Below are 17197 nucleotides of genomic sequence, written 5' to 3'. Positions count from 1 at the left end.
ACTAGGCAGGCGGGAGGTTGTCCCACAGGTCGCCGGTCGGGCTGATGCGCGGCGCGGCGACGCCGAAATGCCGGTAGGCCAGTGGCGTGGCGATGCGCCCGCGCGGTGTGCGCTGCAGATAACCCTGCTGGATCAGGAACGGTTCCAGCACGTCCTCGATTGTATCCGCCGCTTCGCCGATGGCGGCCGCCAGGTTGCCGATGCCCACCGGGCCGCCGGCGAACTTGAACAGCACCGCTTCCAGCAGCTTCCGGTCCATCACGTCGAAGCCCACCGTGTCCACGTCAAGCATGCGCAGCGCGCGGTCGGCCATCTCGCGCGTGATCTCGCCATTACCCTTCACTTCCGCATAATCGCGCACGCGGCGCAGCAGGCGGTTGGCGATACGGGGCGTGCCGCGGGCGCGCTTGGCGACTTCGCGCGCACCCTCCTCGTCGGTCGGCGCTTCCAGCAGCGCGGCGCTGCGGGCGACGATCTTCGTCAATTCCTCGACGTTGTAGAACTCCAGCCGGGCGACGATGCCGAAACGGTCGCGCAGCGGATTCGTCAGCATGCCCGCGCGCGTCGTGGCGCCGACGAGCGTGAACGGCTGCAGGTCGAGCTTCACGGAACGCGCGGCCGGGCCTTCGCCGATCATGATGTCGATCTGGTAGTCTTCCAGCGCCGGGTACAGGATCTCCTCGACCACGGGCGACAGGCGGTGGATCTCGTCGATGAACAGGACGTCGTTCGCTTCCAGGTTCGTCAGCAGCGCGGCCAGGTCACCGGGGCGCTCCAGCACGGGGCCGGACGTCTGGCGCAGGTTGACGCCCATCTCGCGCGCGATGATGTGCGCCAGCGTCGTCTTGCCGAGGCCCGGCGGGCCGAACAGCAGCGTGTGGTCGAGCGCCTCGCGGCGCTTGCGGGCCGCGTGGATGAAGATTTCGAGCTGGTCGCGGATCTTTTCCTGGCCGACATATTCGTCCAGATGCTTGGGGCGCAACGCGCGCTCGATCGCCTCCTCGTTGGGCGAGGCCGGCGCCGCGTCGATGATGCGCTGCTCGGTGAAATTGTCGGTCTGGATGCTCATCGTTGACTTCTAAAATTACGCCTTGGACAACGCCTTCAGCGCCAGCTTGATGCCGTCGGAGACGCTGGTCCCGGCCGGCATGTTCTTGATGGCGATGAGGGCTTCCTTGTCAGAATACCCCAAAGCCAGCAGCGCATTGAGCACGTCTGCCTGCGCATCGTCGTGCGGCGTGCCGGCCGCGACGCCGATGTCGGCGCCCAGCTTGCCCTTCAGTTCCAGCAGCAGGCGCTCGGCCGTCTTCTTGCCGATGCCCGGCACCTTGACCAGGCGCCCCGCTTCCTGCAACGTCACGGCCTGGGCGAGATCGTTCACAGTCATGCCGGACAGGATGGACAGTGCCGTGCGCGCGCCGACGCCGGTGATCTTGATCAGCTGGCGGAACACGGCGCGCTCGTTCGCCGACCCGAAGCCGAACAGCAGGTGCGCATCCTCGCGCACGACGTAGTGCGTGAACAGGGTGACCTTCTCGCCCGTGTGCGGCAGGTTGTAGAACGTGCTCATCGGTACGTCGACTTCATAACCGACGCCCTGGCAATCGACGAGCACTTGCGGCGGGTTCTTTTCCAGCAGGACTCCGGAGAGACGACCGATCATGGTGACCTTTCAATAATTAGACGAGGCGGCCGCGCTTCATGTGCAGCGTCGGCTTTTTCGGATTGGCCGGCGCGAGCGTGCCGATCAATGCCAGCGCATCCTGGCTGTTGGCATGGCAGATGGCGATGCCGAGCGCGTCGGCCGCATCCGTGCCCGGCAGCCCCGGCAGCTTGAGCAGGCGCGCGACCATGTCCTGCACCTGCGCCTTGACGGCCTTGCCGGTCCCGACAACAGCTTGCTTGACCTGCGTGGGCGTGTACTCCGCCACGTCGAGGTCGGCGCCGACGAGGGCCGTGATCGCGGCGCCGCGCGCCTGGCCGAGCAGCAGGGTCGACTGCGGATTGACGTTGACGAAGACTTTTTCGATGGCCGCGCAGGCCGGCTGGTAGGTGGCGACGATTTCGCTGACGCCCGTCAGGATGACTTTCAGCCGCGGCGGCAGCGCGCCTTCGGAGCCCGTCTTGATGGTGCCGGACGCGATGTAGCGCAACCGGCTGCCTTGCTTTTCAATGACGCCGAACCCTGTCGTACGCAGGCCCGGGTCGATGCCGAGAATAATCATTATCGAATGTTATACCGGCGCGGGTGTTTCGTGGGAAAAATACTGTGCAAAAACACAGGTCGAGGCAACAAGGTTGCCTCGACCATTCGCCAATTAATGGCGGAAGTGACGCGTACCAGTATAGAGCATGACCACGCCGCGTTCATCCGCCGCGTCGATCACTTCCTGGTCGCGCATCGAGCCGCCCGGGTGGATCACGCAGGTCGCGCCCGCATCGACGACGACGTCCAGGCCGTCGCGGAACGGGAAGAACGCATCCGACGCCACGGCCGAGCCCACCAGCGACAGGCCGGCGTTCTGCGCCTTGATCGAGGCGATGCGTGCGGAGTCGATGCGGCTCATCTGGCCGGCGCCCACGCCGAGGGTCATGCCGCCGGCGCAGAACACGATCGCGTTCGATTTCACGTACTTGGCCACGCGCCAGGCGAACATCAGGTCCTGCATCTGTTGCGGGGTCGGCTGCTTTTTCGACACGACGCGCAGGTCGCCCATGCCGACGTTCTTCGCGTCCGGCGACTGCACGAGCAGGCCGCCGCCCACGCGCTTGACGTCGTACACGTTCTGGCCGTCGCCGAGGGCGATTTCCAGCAGGCGCACGTTCTGCTTCGCGGACATGATCTGCAGCGCTTCCGCGGTGAATGCCGGGGCGATCAGGACTTCCACGAACAGCTTGGCGACGGCTTCCGCCGCCGGGCCGTCGACCGGCACGTTGAAGGCGATGATGCCGCCGAAGGCCGAGGTCGGGTCGGTCTTGAGGGCGCGCTGGTAGGCGTCCAGCGCGTCGGCGCCGATCGCGACGCCGCACGGGTTCGCGTGCTTGATGATCACGCAGCCGGCCGGCATGTTGAAGCCGCCCAGCGACTTGACGCATTCCCACGCGGCGTCCGCGTCGGCGATATTGTTGTACGACAGTTCCTTGCCCTGCAGCTGGCGGTAGTTGGCCAGGCTACCGGCGGCCGGCACGAGGTCGCGGTAGAACGCGGCCGTCTGGTGCGGGTTTTCGCCGTAGCGCATGTCCTGGACTTTTTCGAAGTGCAGGTTCAGCGTCTGCGGGTAGGCGGCGCGGTTCGTGTGTTCCTTGTCCGGGCCGAGGCTCGTCAGGTAGTTCGTGATGGCGGCGTCGTATTGCGCCGTGTGCGCGAAGACTTTCTTGGCGAGGCGGAATTTCGTCTCGTAGCCGACGCTGCCGGCCGCTTCGCCGGTACCTTTCATCTCGGCCAGCACCGGACCGTAGTCGGCCGGGTCGACGATCACGACCACGTCGCGGTGGTTCTTGGCCGCCGAGCGCAGCATGGTCGGGCCGCCGATGTCGATGTTCTCGATCGCGTCTTCCAGCGAGCATTGCTCCTTGGCGACGGTGGCCTGGAACGGGTACAGGTTGACCACCACCATGTCGATCTGCGGGATGCCGTGCTCTTCCAGCTTGGCGACGTGTTCCGGGAAATCGCGGCGGGCCAGGATGCCGCCGTGGACCTTCGGATGCAGCGTCTTCACGCGGCCATCGAGCATTTCCGGGAAGCCGGTGTAGTCGGCGACTTCGGTGACCGGCACGCCATTGTCCTGCAGCAGTTTGGCGGTACCGCCAGTGGACAGGATGTTCACGCCGAGGGCGGACAGCGCACGCGCGAAATCGAGGACGCCGGTTTTGTCGGAAACGGAGATGAGTGCTTGTTTGATCATGGGAGTGGCCTGTTGAAAAAAATCTGGACGGGCTCGCGCACGCCGGACAAAGGGCCGACGCACGCCTGCACGCCCCGGCCCCTCCGCCGGCGCTTACAGCAGCCCGTGCTCCTGCAACTTCTTGCGTAATGTATTGCGATTAATGCCCAGCATCTGCGCGGCATGCGACTGATTGCCCTCCGCCCGCGTCATCACCACTTGCAGGATCGGTTTTTCGACGGTCAGGAGCATCATGTCGTAGATATTCGTCGGTTTCTGCTCGCCCAGGTCGTTGAAATAGTCTTCGAGGCTTTTTTGAACGACTTCCTGGATACTTTCTTTGCTCATGGTTTACAGCTTCATCCTGGTTAAATGCTGCTTTTGGCAGCGTTTGTCTCCGACGTTCTTCTAATTGTTGTTTAAAGGAGTCTCGGAAACCGTCACGAGCGGCAGTAATTTTGTTCGAGAAGCACAGCTGTACGCTAGTACAGCGAGCATCGCAGGACAAAATTGCAACGCGCAGCAGGTTTACGGGCCTCCTTTTAGGCGGCAATCGCGTCATCGTCAGGATGCGCGGGCCGGTATTGTAACCGGTCGCCATACCGGTGTTGCGATTTAAAAAACGCATCGACGGCAGATAATTGTTCAGCGGTCGACTCCAGACGGTTCATGCGCTGACGGAATTCTTCGCCGCCGGGCAGGTCTTCGACATACCAGCCGATGTGCTTGCGCGCCGTGCGCACGCCCAGGTATTCGCCGTAAAAGGCGTAGTGGGCCGGCAGGTGTTCGTGCATCAGCTCGCGCACCTCGTCCACCAGCGGCGGCGGCATGTACTCGCCCGTGCGCAGGAAGTAATCGATTTCGCGACAGATCCAGGGACGGCCCTGGGCGGCGCGGCCGATCATGACCGCATCGGCGCCCGTGTAATCCAGCACGAACTTCGCCTTGTCCGGCGTCGTGATGTCGCCGTTGGCCACGACGGGAATGCCGACGGCGGCCTTGACGGCGGCGATGGTGTCGTACTCCGCGTCGCCCTTGTAGCCATCGGCGCGGGTGCGGCCGTGCAGGGTCAGCATCGCGATGCCGGCTTCCTCGGCCATGCGGGCGATCGTCAGCGCGTTCTTGTTTTGGCGATCCCAGCCGGTGCGGAATTTCAGGGTGACGGGCACGTCGACGGCGTTCACGACGGCGTCCAGGATGCGCTGCACGAGGTCTTCGTGCTGCAGCAGCGCCGAACCGCACCAGTTGTTGCACACCTTCTTGACCGGGCACCCCATATTGATGTCGATGATCTGGGCGCCGCGCTCGACGTTGAATTTGGCGCATTCGGCCAGGTCGTGCGGGTCGGCGCCGGCGATTTGCACGGCCTTCGGCTCCATCTCGCCCGCATGGTCCGTGCGCCGCGACGATTTCTCGCTGGCCCACAGGCGCGGATTCGACGCGGCCATCTCGGACACCGCGTAGCCCGCGCCCAGCTTCTTGCACAGCTGGCGGAACGGACGATCGGTCACCCCGGCCATCGGGGCGACGAAGACATTGTTACGCAGCGTATAAGGACCAATTTGCACGGCAGAAAATTTACGGGAAGCGACGGGAACTCGCTATTTTACCCGAAGCGCTGCTCAATTTATCAGCACATTTTTTTACGGGATTGTTGCGCACGCGCCAGAAATCGCTTGCCAATCCCGCCAGCATGACTTTTACGGAAGCTCGTCGAGCACGGCCGGACGCAGGTGATCGACCTCGCCCCAGCTGTCCAGGACGAGGCTGCGATCGGCCGGATCGAAGCGGAAACGGTTGATGCTGGCGTTGTAGACCTTGAAGTCGCGTGGCGTCTCCAGCGGCAGCCCGCGCGCGAGCCGGTAGGCGCATTCCAGCACGCCGCCATGCGCGACCAGCGCGATCGTCTTGCCCGGGTTGTCCGCCGCGAGCGCGAGGATGGCGCCGGTGGCGCGGTCGAAAAACGACCGGAAGCTCTCGCCCACGTTGCGGCCCGGCGGCAGTTGCGCATCGACGTCGCGCGCCTGCCAGGCGGCGAATTCACGTGGGAAACGTTCTTCGATTTCGCTGTACAGCAAGCCTTCGAAGCCGCCGTAGCCGCGCTCGCGCAGCGCCGGATCGATGGCCACCGTCAGTCCGCGGCGGTCGGCCACGGCCTGGGCGGTCTGGTGGGCCCGGCGCAAGTCGCTCGCGATGATGAGGTCGAGGGGCTCGCCCGCGAGCGCGCCCGCCAGCAGCGCGGCCTGGCGCTCGCCTTCGTCGTTCAGTGGAATGTCCAGGTGGCCTTGCAGGCGGCGTTCGGCGTTCCAGGCCGTTTCACCGTGGCGGATCAGGAGGAGCTCGGTGGGTGCTGCGGATGCGTTGGTTGTCGTCATGCGGATGCATCGCCCCGCACCGCGGAGCGATCGTGTCGGCTTATAAAAATATCAGGAAGGCTGGCCGATCAGGTTGCCCGTCACGTCCGGATTGAGCGAGTACACGCCGAAGATCTTCGCCTCGTCCAGGATGTGCCCCGTGATGGCCAGGCGCACTTCCTTGCCGGTGAACCGGCCCGCCAGCGGCAAACGTGGAATGTCGAGGGCGTACAGCGTAAAGACATAGGTGTGCACGCGTTCGTCGTTCCACGGCGGGCATGGGCCGTCGTAGCCATAGTATTCGCCGGCCATGTCGGGATCGTTCGCGAACCAGCCCGTGTAATCGTTGATGCCGTGGCGGAGCTGGTGTTCCGTGCCGTTCTTGATCGTGAACGGCACCAGCGGCCCGCTCTTGCCGCCCGGCGTGACCATGTCCGAGAACTTGCCCTCGGCGAAGGATTTCAGGCACACGGGAATGTCGACGAGGGACCAGTGATAGAAATCCGTGCGCGGCAGCGCATCGGGCACGGTCCGGCCCTCCTTGTTCACGTCGGTGCCGTCCGTCGGCACGTCGATGTCGTGCACGAGCAGGACCAGCGACTGCGTACCGGCCGGCACGTCGTCCCAGGCGATGTGCGGGCTGCGGTTGGTCGACAGCTTGATGTGGTTGCCGGGGTCCATCTCGGCGAACGCACATCTGGGCGGAATCATGTCGCCCTCGGTAAAGGAATCGCTCCAGATCTTCATGTTCTCTCTCCCTGCATCCTTAGCCTCAGACTCTCGCCGCGGCGCGCGGTTTCCGAATTCAGTTCGCGACACGGGGTGGATCAATGCGCAGCCAGAACGTCACCGGTCCGTCATTGATCAGCGCCACCTTCATGTCGGCGCCGAAACGACCCGTTTCGACGATACCGTGACGCCCGCGCGCCTGGCGCACGACATGGTCGAACAGCCGGCGTCCGTCCTCGGGCGCGGCGGCAGGAGAAAACGACGGGCGGGTGCCGGAGCGGGTGTCGGCCGCCAGCGTGAACTGCGGCACGAGCAGCAGGCCGCCCGCCACGTCCGTCACGCTGCGGTTCATCTTGCCGGCGTCGTCGGCGAACACGCGGTAGGTCAGCAGCTTCGCGAGCAGCGCGTCGGCTTCCCGCTCGGTGTCGCCCTTTTCCGCGCACACGAGCACCATCAGGCCGCGCCCGATCGCACCCGTGACCTCGCCGTCGACCGTGACGCTGGCCTCGCTGACCCGTTGCAGCAGGCCGATCATGCCGTGAGCGTCACGCGGGCGAACTTGCGCTTGCCGACCTGCAGCACGAACGTGCCGGCCTGCACCTGCAAGGCCTTGTCGGAGACGACCGTGCCGTCGATGCGCACGCCGCCCTGGTCGATCATGCGCATCGCTTCCGAGCTGGAGGCGCACAAGGCCGTCTGGCGCAGCAGTTGCGGCAGGCCCAGGGGCGCGCCGGCGATGGCCACTTCCGGCACGTCGTCCGGAATGCCGCCCTTGGAGCGGTTGACGAAGTCGGCCAGCGCATCCTCGGCCGCCTGCTGCGAGTGGAAGCGGGCCACGATTTCCTGGGCCAGCGCCACCTTCGCATCGCGCGGGTTGCGGCCGCCCTCGACTTCCGCCTTCAACGCCGCCAGGTCCTGGAGCGAACGGAACGACAGCAGCTCGTAGTACTTCCACATCATCACGTCCGAGATGCTCATCAGCTTGCCGAACATCGTGTTGGCCGGTTCCGTGATGCCGATGTAGTTGTTCTTGGACTTGGACATCTTTTCGACGCCGTCCAGGCCTTCCAGCAGCGGCATCGTCAGGATGCACTGCGGTTCCTGGCCATAATCTTTCTGCAGTTCACGGCCGACCAGCAGATTAAATTTCTGGTCCGTTCCACCCAGCTCAAGGTCCGATTTCAAAGCGACGGAATCATAGCCCTGCATCAAAGGATAGAGGAACTCATGGACGGAAATGGGAGTCCCACTCTTGTAGCGCTTGGTAAAGTCGTCGCGCTCCATCATGCGGGCCACGGTGTAGCGCGAGGCCAACTGGATCATGCCGCGCGCGCCGAGGGCGTCGCACCATTCGGAGTTGTAGCGGATTTCCGTGCGCGCCGGGTCGAGCACGAGCGACGCCTGCTTGAAATAGGTGGTGGCGTTCGCTTCGATCTGCTCGCGGGTCAGCGGCGGACGGGTCGCGTTGCGGCCCGACGGGTCGCCGATCATCGACGTGAAATCGCCGATCAGGAAGATCACCTGGTGGCCCAGGTCCTGCAGTTGGCGCAGCTTGTTCAGCACCACCGTGTGGCCCAGGTGCAGGTCGGGCGCCGTCGGGTCCAGGCCCAGCTTGATGCGCAGCGGCTTGCCGCTCTGTTCCGAACGGGCCAGTTTCTGGGCAAATTCGCTCTCGATCAGCAGTTCGTCCACACCGCGCTTGGTGATGGCGAGGGCTTCCTGGACGGCGTCGCTCAGGGGCAGAGGAGCCGGACCGGCTGCTGGCGTTGCAATTTTTGCATTACCAGAAATTTCTGGAGAAGTCATAAAAAATTTGTAGGAAAAGGACTAAAGCGGTTGTAAGACCCGGTATTTTGATATAATTCGCGATCCCATCAATCTTGCCGCACGAAAAGTTTCAACGACAACACTAATAACAACGACAAAAAATCACGGTGTCTTGGGCTGTTCAAGCGGTAAATTTTAACTGATTGCATGAACCCATTACAGAAAATCGCCGGCAAGCGCTGGTTTGGTCTGGCTGAAACGAGCCGCAAAACCCGCATCATAGCCGGGGGTACTGCAGCCCTGGCACTGTGCGCCTTCGGCGCCACCGCAGTCGCCCCGATCGCTCCGGACGCGTCGGACATGCCGGTCAAATCAGTCGCGCAAGACCTGCAACTGCCGAACCTGGCAGACCAGATCGCCGCCCTCCAGCAAGACCAGCAGCAGTTCATCCACGAAGAACGCATCCGTGCCGGCGACTCGCTCGGCACCGTGTTCAATCGCCTCGGCATCGAAGACCAGCAAGCGCAAGCCTTCGTCCGCAGCGACAAGACCGCCCGCTCCATCCTCTCGCTCAAGACCGGCAAGCGCATCCAGGCCGAGACCGACGAGAACGGGCTGCTGCTGACCCTGCACGCGACGATCGCCGACAAGGACCAGTTCAAGACCGTCACCATCACGCGCAAGGGCGACAAATTCGTATCGAATGCCGCGCCTGCACAGCTCGAGCGCCGCGTTGAGATGCGTTCGCGCAACATCAACAGCTCGCTGTACGCCGCCACCGACGATGCCGTCGACGGCAGCCAGATCCCCGATTCCGTCGTCAACCAGATCATCGAGATGTTCTCGACGAGCATCGACTTCCGCTCGGACCTGAAGCGCGGCGACCGTTTCAACGTCGTCTACGAAACCTTCTGGCTGGATGGCGAGATGGTGCGCACGGGCCGCATCCTGGCCGGCGAGTTCGTCAACCGCGGCGTCGCCTACCAGTCCGTCTGGTACGAAGACCCCGTCACCCACCAGGGCGGCTACTACAGCCTGGACGGCAAGTCGCTGAAGAAGGCATTCCTGAAGTCGCCGGTGGCGTTCAACCGCATCTCGTCGGGCTTCTCGATGCGCGTGCACCCGGTGTTCGGCACCTGGAAGAAGCACGAAGGCGTCGACATGGCCGCACCGATGGGCACCCCGATCAAGGCATCGGGCGACGGCGTCGTCGAATTCGTCGGCACCCAGAACGGCTACGGCAACTTCGTCGTGCTCAAGCACTGGTCCAACTACAGCACCGCGTACGGCCACATGAGCCGCTTCGCCAGCGGCCTGCACCGCGGCCAGAAGGTGTCGCAGGGCGACGTGATCGGCTACGTGGGCACGACGGGCTGGGCAACGGGTCCGCACCTGCACTACGAATTCCGCATCGGCGGCCGCGCCACCGACCCGATGGCAATGAAGAACCTGCAGCAGCAGCCGCTGACGCCGGGCGAAATGACCCGCTTCAAGATGGCCGCGGCCGAGATGTCGCACCGCTTCTCGCTGCTGTCGCCGGCCGGTAACGCGATGGCTGCGCGCTGATCCTTCAGCGTTGCACATATGGACGCCTTGCACGGCTTGCCTGCAAGGCGTTTTGCTTTTAGGAATCGATCATGGCATCCACTCTCTACATCGGGCTGATGTCCGGCACCAGCCTGGATGGCGTCGACGGCGTGCTGGCCGATTTTTCCGGCCGCGGCATCCGCACCCTGGACGCCGCGTTCACGCCCTTCCCGGCCGACCTGCGCGCCGAACTGATGGCCTTGCAGGCCGCCGGCGCCAACGAACTGGAGCGCGAAGCGCTGGCCGCCAACGCGCTGGCGCGCTGTTACGCCGAGTGCGTCAAGACGCTGGCTGCCGCGGCGCCGGGCCCGGTCCGCGCCGTCGCCGTGCACGGCCAGACGATCCGCCACCGCCCCGAACTGGGTTTTACCCGCCAGACCAATAATCCGGCGCTGCTGGCGGAACTGGCCGGCATCGACGTCATCGCCGACTTCCGCAGCCGCGACGTCGCCGCCGGCGGCCAGGGCGCCCCGCTCGTCCCCGCGTTCCACGAAGCCCGTTTCGGCAAGCGCAACCAGGTGCGCGTCGTCGTCAACATCGGCGGCATCGGCAACATCAGCGTGCTGCATGGCGACGGCCGCGTGACCGGCTACGACACCGGCCCCGGCAACGTGCTGATGGACCTGTGGATCGCGCGCCACCAGGGCAAGGCCTACGACCAGGACGGCGCCTGGGCCGCGGCGGGCACCGTCGACGCCCCCCTGCTCGACCTGCTGTTGGATGAACCCTATTTCCGCCAGCCGCCGCCCAAGAGCACGGGCCGCGACCTGTTCCACGCCGACTGGCTCGACGCGAAACTGGCGCAGCAGCCGGGCGTGTCTCCGGCCGACGTGCAGGCCACCCTGACGCGCCTGACCGCCGTGACGATCGCCCGCGCCATCCAGGCGGAGGCCGACGCGCAAGCCGTCTACGTGTGCGGCGGCGGCGCCTGTAACGGCGTGCTGCTGCGCGACCTCGCCGACGCGCTCGGCGGTACTATCCCGGTCGCGTCGACGGACACGCTGGGCGTCGCGCCGAACCGCGTGGAAGCCCTCGCCTTCGCATGGCTCGGCTACCGCTTCCTGCGGCGCCAGCCGGGCAACCTGCCGGCCGTGACGGGGGCCGCGGGGCCACGCATCCTCGGCGCGCTGTATCCGGCCTGATTCCTCAAGCCATCCCGGCGCGGCCGGCCACCAGCATGTCGATCAGCGCGCGCGAGGCGGCCGACAGGCTGCGGTGGGCCGGATAAATCAGGGAGAATGTCCGCGTGCGCCCGCCCAGGCCGGGCAACACCTCGGTCAGGCGGCCCGCGGCCAGGCTGTCCTCGGCAAAGATGCGCGGGCACAGCGCGATGCCCATCCCCTGCTCCGCGAACCACACGACGCCCATGACGTCCGTCGCCACCGTGACGGCGGCCGGCGGCATCCAGTCGATGTCGCGCCCGTCGTCGCGCAAATGCCAGGGGATCACGCGGCCGGTGCTGGGACGGATGAAGGCGATGCAGCGTTGGCGCGCCAGGTCGGCGAGGCCGCACAACGGTCCTGCCGCCTCCAGGTAGTCCGGCGCGGCGACCAGGCACAGCGGCGACACTTCGAGCGGACGCGCCACCATGCTGCTGCTCGGGAGCGGACCGGAACGGATGGCCAGGTCGAACCCTTCCGCCACCAGGTCGACGTTGCGGTTGCTGATGTCGACCTCCAGTTCGACCAGCGGATAGGCGCGCGCATAGGCGGCGAGCAGCGCGGGCAGGCGTTGCTTGCCGTAGCTGGTGGGCACGCTCATGCGCACCTTGCCGCTCAGCTGCACCGTCGTGCTGCGGATCGTGCGTTCCGCCCGCTCGATCTGCGCGAACGCGCCGCGCACCTCCTCGGCGTAGCGGCGTCCGGCATCGGTGAGGCTCAGGCTGCGCGTGCTGCGCCGCAACAACTGCGCGCCCAGGCGGGTTTCCAGCCGCGAGATCGCGCGGCTCAGCACCGACGCCGTGGTCGACAGCACCACGGCCGCCGCACTGAACGACCCGTGTTCGATCACGCTGAGCAACACCTCGACATCCGACAAGTGATCGAACTTGCGGGCCATCTTCACCTTTCACGAACAAATCATTTGCTGATCGCCTAGTTTATTGCACGGCGAGGAGAAAATACAATGTCACCACTCACCATTCATAAGGTCACCCATGGAATTACTGAATAAACTGCAATGGCGCTACGCCACCAAGGCAATGGATCCGACCCGCCCGGTCGCCCAGGACAAGATCGACCGCATCATCGAGGCGGCCCGCCTGGCGCCGACGTCGTCCGGCCTGCAGCCGTACGAGATCCTGGTCATCAAGAATCCGGCACTGCGCGCGCAGATCCGTGAAGTGGCGTGGAACCAGGCACAGGTCACGGATGCGTCGCACCTGCTGGTGTTCGCCGCCTGGGACGACTACACGCCGGAACGCATCAACCACATGTTCGACCTGACCAATGAAGTGCGCGGCTTCCGCAACGAAGGCTGGGAAGCGTACCGCCAGCAACTGCTGTCGACCTATCCGGGCCGCGGCGCGCAGGTGAACTTCGAGCATGCCGCACGCCAGGCCTACATCGGCTTCGGCGCGGCCGTCATCGCGGCCGCGTTCGAGGAAGTCGACGCGACGCCGATGGAAGGCTTCGACCCGGCGGCCGTCGACGGCATCCTGAAGCTGCGCGAGCAACACCTGCGCAGCGTCGTGATGCTGCCGCTGGGCTACCGCCAGGCCGAGCAGGACTGGCTGGTCAACCTGCCGAAGGTGCGCCGCCCGCTCGACCAGTTCGTCACCGAAGTCGACTGATCCCGCGGCGGCGGATCGTTTGTAACAAAACCACGTTCGCCTTCTCAGCGGCACACGGCACTTGTACCATTGCGCTATCCAATGTGCTTAAGAAAGATTTCGCAATGACCTACACGAATTTCACCCGCGCGCTCGCCCTGGCGCTGGCCGCCGCCGCCGTGGTGTCCGTACCCGCTCAAGCCGACAGCTTCGCGTCGTCCGCCTCCAGCGCGGGTTCCGCATCGTCGGGCAGCATTTCCGATTCGATCGGTGGCTCCAGCAACAGCTCGAGCGGCGACAACAAGCGCGCGGAGACCGGCCCGTACCGCGTGATCGACGTCGCCGTGGCGCCGGCCAAGGCGGGCAAGGAAGCAAAAACGCGCATCACGCTGCGCGCCGTCGCGGGCGATGCCGCCACCCAGTTCTGGGTCGACGTGCCCGACCGCGCGCTGGCCGACCGCCGCGTCGGCAAGGGCGAAGTCGTGCAAGTGAACGAGCGCGTGTACGGCTACGAATTCGCGTACGGCGACACGAAGCAGCCGTTCTTCCTCGCGCTGCAGGACGACTGGTACCGCGACCTCGCGTCGCGCAAAGTGACGATCTGATGTTCCGGCGGTTCCTCGCGGCCGCGCTGCTGCTGTGCGCGAGCGCGGGGGCATCGGCCGGCATCCCGACCTTCTGCGACCGCGCCGACAAGGTCACGGCCGCGGACCAGGACCGCGTGCTGCGCTTCGCCGCCGCGGTGAAGGATGAACTGGCGCGCTCCGGCAGCAATCTCGCCCTCGTCGCGCGCGCGGGCCTGGACCTCTCCCGTTTCGGCCTGCTGTATTCGCACGCGGGCATCGCGCTGAAGAACAATCCCGGTGGGCCGTGGGCCGTGCGCCAGTTGTATTACGCGTGCGACGAATCGCGTCCGCGCCTGTTCGACCAGGGCATGTCCGGCTTCGTGCTCGGCGCCGACGCGCCCACGCATGGCCACGTCGCCCTGCTGTTCCCACCCGAGCAGGACAGCGCGCTGCTGGAGAAGGCCGCGCTCGACAAGCCGCTGGCCCTCGCCCTGCTGGGCACGAGCTACAGCGCCAATGCGTACGCGTTCGGCACGCGCTACCAGAACTGCAACCAGTGGGTGGCGGAGCTGATCGCGTTCGCGTGGGGCCGGCTCGACCCGGCCGATCCCGCGCGTGCGCGTGCGCAGGCCTGGCTGCGCGCGCAAGGCTACGCGGCCTCGCCTGTCCGCATCCCGTCGCACTGGCTGATGTTCGCCGGCCAGTTCGTGCCCCTCGTGCACGTGGGCGACCATCCGCTCGACGACATCCACGCGCTCGCGCTGCACATCAGCGTGCCGACCGCGATCGAGGACTTCGTCAGGAAAGAAGCCCCGCGGACGCGCCGCGTGGAACTGTGCCACGACGAGCGCCACATCGTCGTGCACCGCGGCTGGGAACCGCTGGGACCGGGCTGCGAGCCGCTGCCCGGTGACGACGTGATCGCCCTTGCGCCCTGATGTAAGATGACGCCTCCGTCAACTTATCCAACCGTCCATGTCCAGCCAACTGCTCCGCCACGTCGTCCTGTTCTCGTTCAAGGATGACGCTTCGTACGACGACGTCGACGCCATCGTGACCGGCTTCGCCGCCCTGCCCGCGGCCATCCCCGGCATCACCGCCTACGAATGGGGCACGAACGTGAGCCCGGAAGGCCTGAACGACGGTTTCACGCACTGTTTTACCCTGACGTTCGCGCAAGCCGAAGACCGCGACGCCTACCTCGTGCACCCGGCGCACCGGCGCTTCGTCGAGACGCTCAAGCCTTCTCTCGCCAAATCGCTGGTGCTGGACTACTGGGCGAAATAACGCCCCGGCTTACTCTTTGTGGACGGCGCTCCAGACCATGTCCGGCAGCGTCACGTCCACGGACATGGGCAGGTCGTCCGCCGCCTGCCCGAACAGCACGCGGTACGTGCCGGCGCGGACGCGCCAGCTGTTGTCCGCGACCTCGTACGTCGCTAGCAGGCGCGGATCGACGGCCTGCGTGAACGTGTTCGCGCCGCCTGCCTGCAGATCGAGCTTTTGGAACGCGACGAGACGCTTCGGCGCTTCCCAGCCCGACGCCTTCAGGTCCGCCGGTGCCACGTACACCTGCACGACCCCCTTGCCCGCGAGCTTGCCCGTGTTGCGCAGCGCGGCGCCGACCGTCAGCGCGCCATTGGCGACGTTCGCCTTCGGCTCCGCGACGGCGAAGTTCGTATAGCTCAGGCCATGGCCGAACGCGAATAACGGTTTATACCCTTTCGCGTCGTACCACTTGTAGCCGATCGCCGCGCCTTCGTGATACGTGATGTGGACGGGGATGCCGTCCGGCTTGCCGAAGCCCGGGATCTCGGCATGCGCCAGCTGCGCGTTCGATGCGGGGAAGCTGATCGGCAGGTGCCCGGACGGATTCACTTTACCGGTCAGGATGCGCGCGATCGCCTGGCCGCCGCGGATGCCGGGATAGAACGCTTCCAGCACGGCCGGCACCTGCGGCAGCCACGGCATCAGGATCGCACCGCCGGATTCCACGACGACGATCGTCTTCGGATTCGCGCGCGCGACGGCGGCGACCAGCGCATCCTGGTTGCCGTCCAGTTCCAGTTTGCCGTCGAAGCCCTCGCCCATCCACTGCGTCACGAACACGACGGCGACCTCGGACTGCTTCGCCAGTGCGACGGCGGCGTCGATGTCCTTGCCGCTCGCGTACGCAACCTTCGCCTTCGGCAGTTCGGCTTTCAACGCCGCCAGCGGCGCCGACGGCATGTAGATGACGGGGCCCGGCCACTTCGTCGGCTCCAGGTTCGGCACGGCATTGCCGCCGACCGGCGTCACGCCGGACGAACCGCCGCCCGCCAGCACGCCCTTGTCCGCATGGCCGCCGATGACGGCCACCGACTTCACGTTCGCCAGCGGCAGCAGGTTGCCCTCGTTCTTCAGCAGAACCATGGATTCCTCGGCGGCGCGCTGCGCGACGTTCGCATGCGCGGCGAAATCGATCTTGCCCGGCTTGGCCGGATCGTCGAACACGCCGGTCTGGAACAGCGGCCACAGGATGCGCTGCGCCATGTCGTCGAGACGCCGCATCGACACCTCGCCCTTGTTCATCGCCTCCTTGAAATTCTTCGCCGAGTAGAACGGGCCGTGATGATTGCAGCACGGGTAGCCGGTGAACTGGTCGAGGCCATAGTTGGCGGCGTCCGCCGTCGAGTGGACGGCGCCCCAGTCGGCCATCACATAGCCCTTGAACTTCCAGTCCTGCTTCAGCGTCTTGTTCAACAGGTATTCGTTCTCGCACGCCCAGCGGCCGTTCACGAGGTTGTACGAGCACATGACGGAGCCCGGCTTCGACAGCTCGTCGACGAACTCGAACGCGAGCAGGTCCGACTGGCGCATCGCCTCGGGCGAGATCGTGACGTCGACCGTCGTGCGCTGGCTTTCGTGGTCGTTGACGGCGAAGTGCTTCATCGTCGACACCACGTGGCGCGCCTGGATGCCGTTGATGAGACCTGCCGCCATGCGGCCGGCCAGCAGCGGATCCTCGCCCACGTATTCGAAGTTGCGGCCATTGCGCGGCTCGCGCGCCAGGTTCGCGCCGCCGGCCAGGAACGTGTTGAAGCCGGAGGCGCGCGCCTCGTCCGCGATCATGCGGCCGCCCGCTTCGGAGACGGCCGGGTCGAAGCTGGCCGCCGTCGCCAGCGAGGACGGCAGCGCCGTGCGCTCCATGCCGCCCACGCGCACGCCGATCGACGCGTCGGTCTGCCACTGCGGCGGGATGCCGAGGCGCGCGATGCCCGGCACGTAGCCGGCCGAGCCCTCGATATGGTGCGCCGCGACGTCGGCCTTGATTGCCGGCGGCACGATATCGTCCGGCTGCTTCGCCAGGTCTTTTTTGTCCGTGTAGCTGACGATCAGCAGCAGCTTTTCGTCGAGCGTCATCGCGGCGACGGCGGCGCGGGCGCGTTCGTCGGCGGATTTCGATTTGTCGAGCCACGCGCGGTCCTGCGCCTGCGCGCCCATCGCCGCGCAGGCGAGAAGAACCGCTACGGTCGTCTGTTTCATCATGGTTGTCTCCTT

At 65.7% G+C, this 17197-nt stretch carries 18 protein-coding genes; 6 read left to right on the top strand and 12 right to left on the bottom strand.

Annotated features, from left to right (window positions below; genetic code table 11):
* Window position 1: 1 nt before the first annotated feature.
* From ruvB to tyrS, 10 genes are all read right to left on the bottom strand, one after another.
* Window positions 2–1069, bottom strand: a complete 1068-nt coding sequence (gene ruvB, locus ASD28_RS00595) for a Holliday junction branch migration DNA helicase RuvB (RefSeq protein WP_056122374.1) — start codon at window positions 1067–1069, stop codon at window positions 2–4.
* A 15-nt stretch (window positions 1070–1084) separates the two neighbouring features.
* Complete coding sequence (gene ruvA / locus ASD28_RS00590; protein ID WP_036235449.1) at window positions 1085–1663, bottom strand: Holliday junction branch migration protein RuvA; 579 nt, start codon at window positions 1661–1663, stop codon at window positions 1085–1087.
* A gap of 16 nt (window positions 1664–1679) precedes the next feature.
* A complete protein-coding gene (gene ruvC, locus ASD28_RS00585) occupies window positions 1680–2225 on the bottom strand; it encodes a crossover junction endodeoxyribonuclease RuvC (protein ID WP_056122372.1) in 546 nt (181 codons plus the stop codon).
* A 93-nt stretch (window positions 2226–2318) separates the two neighbouring features.
* Complete coding sequence (gene purH / locus ASD28_RS00580; RefSeq protein ID WP_056122369.1) at window positions 2319–3905, bottom strand: bifunctional phosphoribosylaminoimidazolecarboxamide formyltransferase/IMP cyclohydrolase; 1587 nt, start codon at window positions 3903–3905, stop codon at window positions 2319–2321.
* A gap of 93 nt (window positions 3906–3998) precedes the next feature.
* Window positions 3999–4232, bottom strand: a complete 234-nt coding sequence (locus ASD28_RS00575; protein WP_036235444.1) for a helix-turn-helix domain-containing protein — start codon at window positions 4230–4232, stop codon at window positions 3999–4001.
* Window positions 4233–4426: 194 nt separating this feature from the next.
* A complete protein-coding gene (dusB, locus tag ASD28_RS00570) occupies window positions 4427–5452 on the bottom strand; it encodes a tRNA dihydrouridine synthase DusB (protein ID WP_082577022.1) in 1026 nt (341 codons plus the stop codon).
* Between the two features lie 132 nt (window positions 5453–5584).
* Window positions 5585–6259 carry a histidine phosphatase family protein gene (locus ASD28_RS00565; RefSeq protein ID WP_056122362.1) on the bottom strand — a complete coding sequence of 225 codons (675 nt, stop codon included), beginning with the start codon at window positions 6257–6259 and terminating at the stop codon, window positions 5585–5587.
* A 51-nt stretch (window positions 6260–6310) separates the two neighbouring features.
* A complete protein-coding gene (locus ASD28_RS00560; protein ID WP_056122360.1) occupies window positions 6311–6985 on the bottom strand; it encodes a YbhB/YbcL family Raf kinase inhibitor-like protein in 675 nt (224 codons plus the stop codon).
* A 58-nt stretch (window positions 6986–7043) separates the two neighbouring features.
* Window positions 7044–7502, bottom strand: a complete 459-nt coding sequence (gene dtd, locus ASD28_RS00555) for a D-aminoacyl-tRNA deacylase (RefSeq protein ID WP_056122357.1) — start codon at window positions 7500–7502, stop codon at window positions 7044–7046.
* Complete coding sequence (gene tyrS / locus ASD28_RS00550) at window positions 7499–8773, bottom strand: tyrosine--tRNA ligase (RefSeq protein ID WP_056122354.1); 1275 nt, start codon at window positions 8771–8773, stop codon at window positions 7499–7501. Before tyrS ends, dtd begins: the two co-directional genes overlap by 4 nt.
* Window positions 8774–8941: 168 nt before the next feature.
* Between tyrS and ASD28_RS00545 the strand changes: the two genes are divergently transcribed.
* Together ASD28_RS00545 and ASD28_RS00540 are read left to right on the top strand one after the other, a co-directional pair.
* The gene (locus ASD28_RS00545) at window positions 8942–10300 is read left to right on the top strand and encodes a peptidoglycan DD-metalloendopeptidase family protein (protein WP_056122351.1); all 1359 of its coding nucleotides are present in this window, start codon (window positions 8942–8944) and stop codon (window positions 10298–10300) included.
* Between the two features lie 71 nt (window positions 10301–10371).
* Window positions 10372–11463, top strand: a complete 1092-nt coding sequence (locus tag ASD28_RS00540) for an anhydro-N-acetylmuramic acid kinase (RefSeq protein WP_056122347.1) — start codon at window positions 10372–10374, stop codon at window positions 11461–11463.
* Window positions 11464–11467: 4 nt separating this feature from the next.
* Here the strand turns inward: ASD28_RS00540 and ASD28_RS00535 are convergent, their stop codons facing one another.
* Window positions 11468–12379: a LysR family transcriptional regulator gene (locus tag ASD28_RS00535; RefSeq protein ID WP_056122345.1), complete on the bottom strand. Its 912-nt coding sequence runs from the start codon at window positions 12377–12379 to the stop codon at window positions 11468–11470.
* A 97-nt stretch (window positions 12380–12476) separates the two neighbouring features.
* Here ASD28_RS00535 and ASD28_RS00530 point away from each other — a divergent pair, with 97 nt between their 5' ends.
* From ASD28_RS00530 to ASD28_RS00515, 4 genes are all read left to right on the top strand, one after another.
* On the top strand, window positions 12477–13112 hold the full coding sequence (locus ASD28_RS00530) for an NAD(P)H-dependent oxidoreductase (protein ID WP_056122342.1): 636 nt from the start codon (window positions 12477–12479) through the stop codon (window positions 13110–13112).
* Between the two features lie 104 nt (window positions 13113–13216).
* Window positions 13217–13696 carry a hypothetical protein gene (locus tag ASD28_RS00525; protein WP_056122340.1) on the top strand — a complete coding sequence of 160 codons (480 nt, stop codon included), beginning with the start codon at window positions 13217–13219 and terminating at the stop codon, window positions 13694–13696.
* Complete coding sequence (locus tag ASD28_RS00520) at window positions 13696–14595, top strand: DUF2145 domain-containing protein (protein ID WP_056122334.1); 900 nt, start codon at window positions 13696–13698, stop codon at window positions 14593–14595. The genes ASD28_RS00525 and ASD28_RS00520 overlap by 1 nt, the downstream gene beginning before the upstream one ends.
* A gap of 37 nt (window positions 14596–14632) precedes the next feature.
* On the top strand, window positions 14633–14944 hold the full coding sequence (locus tag ASD28_RS00515) for a Dabb family protein (RefSeq protein ID WP_056122332.1): 312 nt from the start codon (window positions 14633–14635) through the stop codon (window positions 14942–14944).
* A 9-nt stretch (window positions 14945–14953) separates the two neighbouring features.
* On the opposite strand, the gene ASD28_RS00510 is transcribed toward ASD28_RS00515, so the two are convergent.
* Window positions 14954–17185, bottom strand: a complete 2232-nt coding sequence (locus ASD28_RS00510; RefSeq protein WP_056122329.1) for a beta-glucosidase — start codon at window positions 17183–17185, stop codon at window positions 14954–14956.
* Window positions 17186–17197: the final 12 nt, after the last annotated feature.

Source organism: Massilia sp. Root133 (genome assembly GCF_001426525.1).
Lineage (GTDB): Bacteria > Pseudomonadota > Gammaproteobacteria > Burkholderiales > Burkholderiaceae_D > Telluria > Telluria orientalis.
The sequence above is the reverse complement of the archived record's forward strand: the minus strand, read 5'-3'. Positions and strand labels throughout refer to the sequence as shown.